This is a genomic window from Arthrobacter sp. 2YAF22_2, from assembly GCF_052114645.1.
In the GTDB taxonomy this organism is placed as follows: Bacteria; Actinomycetota; Actinomycetes; order Actinomycetales; family Micrococcaceae; genus Arthrobacter.
Window position 1 is genome coordinate 1 of record NZ_JBFRFD010000256.1, and the last position, 5,226, is coordinate 5,226.

3 protein-coding genes are annotated in these 5,226 nt (G+C 65.4%); all 3 read left to right on the forward strand.

Annotated features, from left to right (window positions below):
- The first annotated feature begins 257 nt into the window (after positions 1 to 257).
- The 3 genes from hpf to secA all read left to right on the forward strand — a co-directional run bounded on the left by hpf (position 258) and on the right by secA (position 5,083).
- Positions 258 to 977 carry a ribosome hibernation-promoting factor, HPF/YfiA family gene (gene hpf, locus AB4Y86_RS11485; protein WP_441402358.1) on the forward strand — a complete coding sequence of 240 codons (720 nt, stop codon included), beginning with the start codon at positions 258 to 260 and terminating at the stop codon, positions 975 to 977.
- A gap of 29 nt (positions 978 to 1,006) precedes the next feature.
- Positions 1,007 to 2,260, forward strand: a complete 1,254-nt coding sequence (locus AB4Y86_RS11490; RefSeq protein ID WP_441402359.1) for a winged helix-turn-helix domain-containing protein — start codon at positions 1,007 to 1,009, stop codon at positions 2,258 to 2,260.
- An 84-nt stretch (positions 2,261 to 2,344) separates the two neighbouring features.
- Complete coding sequence (secA, locus tag AB4Y86_RS11495; RefSeq protein WP_441402360.1) at positions 2,345 to 5,083, forward strand: preprotein translocase subunit SecA; 2,739 nt, start codon at positions 2,345 to 2,347, stop codon at positions 5,081 to 5,083.
- Positions 5,084 to 5,226: the final 143 nt, after the last annotated feature.

Here is a 5,226-nt window from a genome sequence, read left to right on the forward strand (position 1 = left end):
GTGGTGCTCGCGGCGACACGCCCGCCCGCCCAGTACGACTTTGCCGCGGCGATGCCCGGACTGGCGCGGAAGCCAAGTGAACGGGAAAAAAATAAACCAAAAAAGGATGAATAACAGGGGGCTATGAACTAACGTCGAAGATGGGTACCAAGAACAGATGTACCTGTCGATAGCGGCTCGGAAAGGGGCTCGACTGTCAGTCAGATCAGCCCCCGGACGTGCCGCCGTCGTGTCACCGAAGTCATTTGGAGGGCACCATGGAGTTCATGATCAGCGGTCGTAATTTGACGGTTTCGGACCGCTTCCGCGAATACGCCGACGAAAAGATCTCAAAGATCGCGTCCCTGGGGGACAAGGTCCAGAGAGTGGACGCAAAGGTTTCCAAGGAGACCAAGGCCCGGCAGACTGCGGAGATGCTCACTGTTGAGTTGACCGTCCTGGGGCGAGGCCCAGTGATTCGCGCCGAAGCCAGCGCCGCAGACAAATTCGCCGCATTTGATCTGGCCTACAACAAGCTTCTTGAACGGCTGCGCCGTGCCAAGGACCGCAAGAAGGTCCACCACGGCCGGCACACCCCGAAATCCGTCACCGAGGCGACGGCCACCCTGGAACCCGCCAGCGCCAACGAGCCGCTCTACGAGGAAGCGAGCCGCCAGCCGGAGTCCCAGCCGGCCGAGAAATCCGCGTACGAGGTGGACAACGATATTCCGGCCGGCGACTCGCCCGTGCTGATCCGCCGGAAGGTCTTCCCGGCGTCGTCCCTGTCCCTTGATGACGCCGTCGACAACATGGAACTCGTGGGCCACGACTTTTACCTGTTCGTGGACAAGGACACGAAGGCCCCGTCGGTGGTCTACCGCCGCGAAGGCTGGACTTACGGTGTGATCAGCCTGGACCAGACCTGCGAACCGGGCGAGGCTCCACTGGAAGAGAAAGTCATCGCCTATCGTTCAGAAGATGAGCCCGCCCGCACCTGAGCAGGCGGCCACCCTACGAAGGGAATGATGTGCCCGCATCGCTGAGCCTCAAGCAGGCGCGGCGGATCGCACTGGCAGCCCAGGGATTGGACAAGGTCCGGCCCGCCGCACCCGTGAGCGCACGGGCGGTGGGCCGGACCTTTGCCCGTCTGCATCTGGTCCAGATCGATTCGGTCAACGTGCTCGCCCGGAGCCACTTCCTGCCGTTCTTCTCCAGGCTCGGCAACTACGACCGCTCCATCCTGCACCGGATGGCGGCGACGCATCCGCGCCGAATGATGGAGTACTGGGCGCATGAGGCCAGTTTCATCAGGCCCGAGCACTTCCCGGACCTCGTGCTGTGGCAGAGCCGCAAGTGGGTCGGAGCCCACGCCATGGATCCCGAGCTGCGCACCGAGGTGGCGCAGCGAGTGCTGGCAGCGCTGGCCGCCGGACGGCCGATGACCGCCACCGAGCTCACGGCCCGGCTGGGCCACGTCGAGGACCGGCGCACGGACAACTGGGGCTGGAACTGGAACGCGGTCAAACGGGTCCTGGAACACCTCTTCGAGCAGGGTCTTGTCTCGGCGGCGTCGCGGACCGAATCATTTGAACGCCGCTACACACTGACCGCCAAGGTCCTTGCGCCGGGGACGGCCGGGCCGACGGACCCTGGGCACGTGCCGCCCGCCGGCGGCCGCGAACCGGACCCCATGGCCGCCATGGTCCGGCTGATCGACGCCGCGGCGCAGGCCCACGGGATTGGCACCCTGCGGTGTTTCGCGGACTATTTCCGGTCCCCGCTGCGCGCCGCCGCCGTCGCGGTGGAACAGCTCGTGGACGCCGGACGGCTGGAACCGGTGACGGTGGACGGCTGGAACCGGCCGTTGTACCGGCACGCCGACGCCGGTCTGCCGCGCGCCGCCCGCGGCCGCGCGCTGCTGAGCCCCTTCGACTCCCTCGTCTTCGAACGCCGCAGGCTGGAGGAGCTGTTCGGCTTCCACTACCGCCTCGAAATTTATACGCCCGAGGCCAAACGCCGCTACGGCTATTACGTGCTGCCCTTCCTGTTGCGTGACGGCATCGTGGCCCGTGTGGACCTGAAAGCGGACCGCGCGACGGGCAATCTGCTCGCCCGGGCCAGCCACGCCGAGCCCGGCGCGCCGGACGACACCGCCGTCGAACTCGCCGAGGAGCTGCAGCTCATGGCAGAGTGGTTGGAGCTGGACCGGATCGTCGTCGCCCCCGTAGGGGACCTGGCGCCGGCGCTCGCGCAGGCCGTGGCCGGGCTGCATCCGCTCTGAGGGAACAGGCGCGTCCCGCCCTGCGTCTCTCCCGTAGACTAAACACGCCGGAATTCGGCAGCTTGAGACTGGGAGCAATTTCACGTGGCATCACTGATTGAAAAACTTCTCCGCACGGGTGACAAAAAGACCCTGCGGCAACTGCGGAACTACGCCGATTCCATTAATGCCCTGGAAAGCTCCTTCCAGACCTTCACCGACGCCGAGCTGCGCGAAGAGACCGACCGGCTGCGTGCCCGCCACGTCGACGGCGAAAAGCTCGACGACCTGCTCCCGGAGGCCTTCGCCGCGGTTCGTGAGGCATCGTCACGCACGCTCGGGATGCGCCACTTCGACGTCCAGCTGATGGGCGGCGCAGCCCTGCACCTGGGCAACATCGCCGAAATGAAGACCGGTGAAGGCAAGACCCTGGTGGCCACCGCGCCGGCCTACCTCAACGCCCTCGCCGGCAACGGCGTGCACGTCATCACCGTGAACGACTACCTCGCCGAGTACCAGTCGGACCTGATGGGCCGCGTCTACCGCTTCCTCGGTCTGAGCAGCGGCTGCATCCTCTCCAACCAGGACCCCGCTGTCCGCCGCGAACAGTACGCCTCGGACATCACCTACGGCACCAACAACGAATTCGGCTTCGACTACCTGCGCGACAACATGGCGTGGGACAAGTCCGAATTGGTCCAGCGCGGCCACAACTTCGCCATCGTCGACGAAGTGGACTCCATCCTCATCGACGAGGCCCGCACCCCACTGATCATTTCCGGCCCGGCGCAGGGCGACACGAACCGCTGGTACAGCGAATTCGCCAAGGTCGTGCTGCGGCTGCAGCCGGACACCGACTACGAAGTCGATGAGAAGAAGCGCACCGTCGGCGTCCTCGAGGCCGGCATTGAAAAGGTCGAGGACTACCTCGGCATCCACAATCTCTACGAGTCCGCGAACACCCCGTTGATCGGCTTCCTCAACAACGCCATCAAGGCGAAGGAACTGTTCAAGCGGGACAAGGACTACGTCATCCTCGACGGCGAAGTGCTGATCGTCGACGAGCACACCGGCCGTATCCTCGCCGGCCGGCGCTACAACGAGGGCATGCACCAGGCGATCGAAGCCAAAGAAGGCGTCGAGATCAAGGCTGAGAACCAGACCCTCGCCACAGTCACGCTGCAGAACTACTTCCGCATGTACGACAAGCTTGCGGGCATGACCGGCACCGCCGAAACCGAAGCCGCCGAATTTATGAGCACTTACAAGCTCGGCGTCGTCGCGATCCCCACCAACCGGGACATGACCAGGATTGACCAGGCGGACCTCGTCTACAAGAACGAGGCCGTCAAGTTCGATGCCGTCGTCAAGGACATCGCCGAACGGCACGAAAAGGGCCAGCCCGTCCTGGTCGGCACCACCAGCGTCGAAAAGAGTGAATACCTGTCCCGGCTGCTGGCCAAGGAGGGTGTCCGCCACGAGGTGCTGAACGCCAAGAACCACGCTCGTGAAGCGTCCATTGTGGCGCAGGCCGGCCGCAAGGGCGCCGTGACGGTCGCGACCAACATGGCCGGCCGCGGTACCGACATCATGCTGGGCGGCAACGCCGAGTTCACCGCCGTCGCCGAACTCGCCCAGCGCGGGCTGGACCCGGAGGAGAACTCCGAGGAATACGAGGCCGCGTGGCCGGCCGCCTTCGAGGCCGCGAAACAGGCGGTCAAGGACGAGCATGAGGAAGTCCTGAACCTCGGCGGCCTCTACGTGCTCGGCACCGAGCGGCACGAGTCCCGCCGGATCGACAACCAGTTGCGCGGCCGGTCCGGGCGTCAGGGCGACCCCGGCGAGTCCCGCTTCTACCTGTCGCTCACCGATGACCTGATGCGCCTGTTCAACTCCGGCGCGGCCGAGCGGCTCATGAACAGTTCCGTGCCGGACGACGTTGCCCTCGAATCGAAGCTCGTCTCGCGAGCCATCGCCTCGGCCCAGGGCCAGGTGGAGGGCCGCAACGCCGAACAGCGCAAGAACGTCCTCAAGTACGACGACGTCCTGAACCGCCAGCGCGAGGCCATCTACGGCGACCGTCGCCGCATTCTCGAAGGTGATGACCTGCACGAGAAGGTCCAGTTCTTCCTTGAGGACACGATCACCGCGTTCATCGACGAGGCGACGGCCGAAGGGACCGGCGACGACTGGGACTTCAACCTGCTCTGGACCAACCTGAAGACCCTGTACCCGGTGAGCTTCTCGCCGCGCGACGTGATCGACGAGGCGGGCGGCAAGTCGCGGATTACGGTCGAGTTCCTGAAGGAAGAGATCCTCTCCGACGCACGACTGGTCTACCAGGCCCGCGAGGAGGTCATCGGCTCCGAAAGCATGCGCGAGCTGGAACGCCGTGTGGTCCTCTCCGTGATCGGCCGCAAGTGGCAGGAACACCTGTACGAGATGGACTACCTGAAGGAAGGCATCGGCCTGCGGGCGATGGCCCAGCGCGATCCCCTGGTCGAGTACCAGCGCGAGGGGTTCATCATGTTCCAGGCCATGATGGAGGCGATCCGGGAGGAGAGCGTCGGTTTCCTGTTCAACCTGGAGGTCGAGGTGACCCCAGCGCAGGACGTTGTAGTGGCCGACGCCGAGGGACAGCACACGGAACACCAGGAACCGCAGATCCACGCTGCCGGCCTGGAGGCCCCGGAGAAGCCGGCCCAGCTGCAGTACACCGCTCCCGGCGAGGACGGTGCGGCCAGGACCCGCGTCGAGGCCAAGTCTTCCGGGCGCTCCGGCAACCCGGCGAAGGCAGCGGCGCAGGAGCCGCCGCGACGCGCAGCGAAGAAGAAGCGCCGCTAGGGCAGCCTCCGCGCGGAGGCAGCCGGAGGCAGGGCCGGAACGAAAGTTCCGGCCCTGCCTCTTTCTCGTCGCCCTCCTTTCTGGTTGTTCGGCCTGGACTTCAGCCGATTTCGAGTACGGTGACGCGCCATACGAGGCGGTTG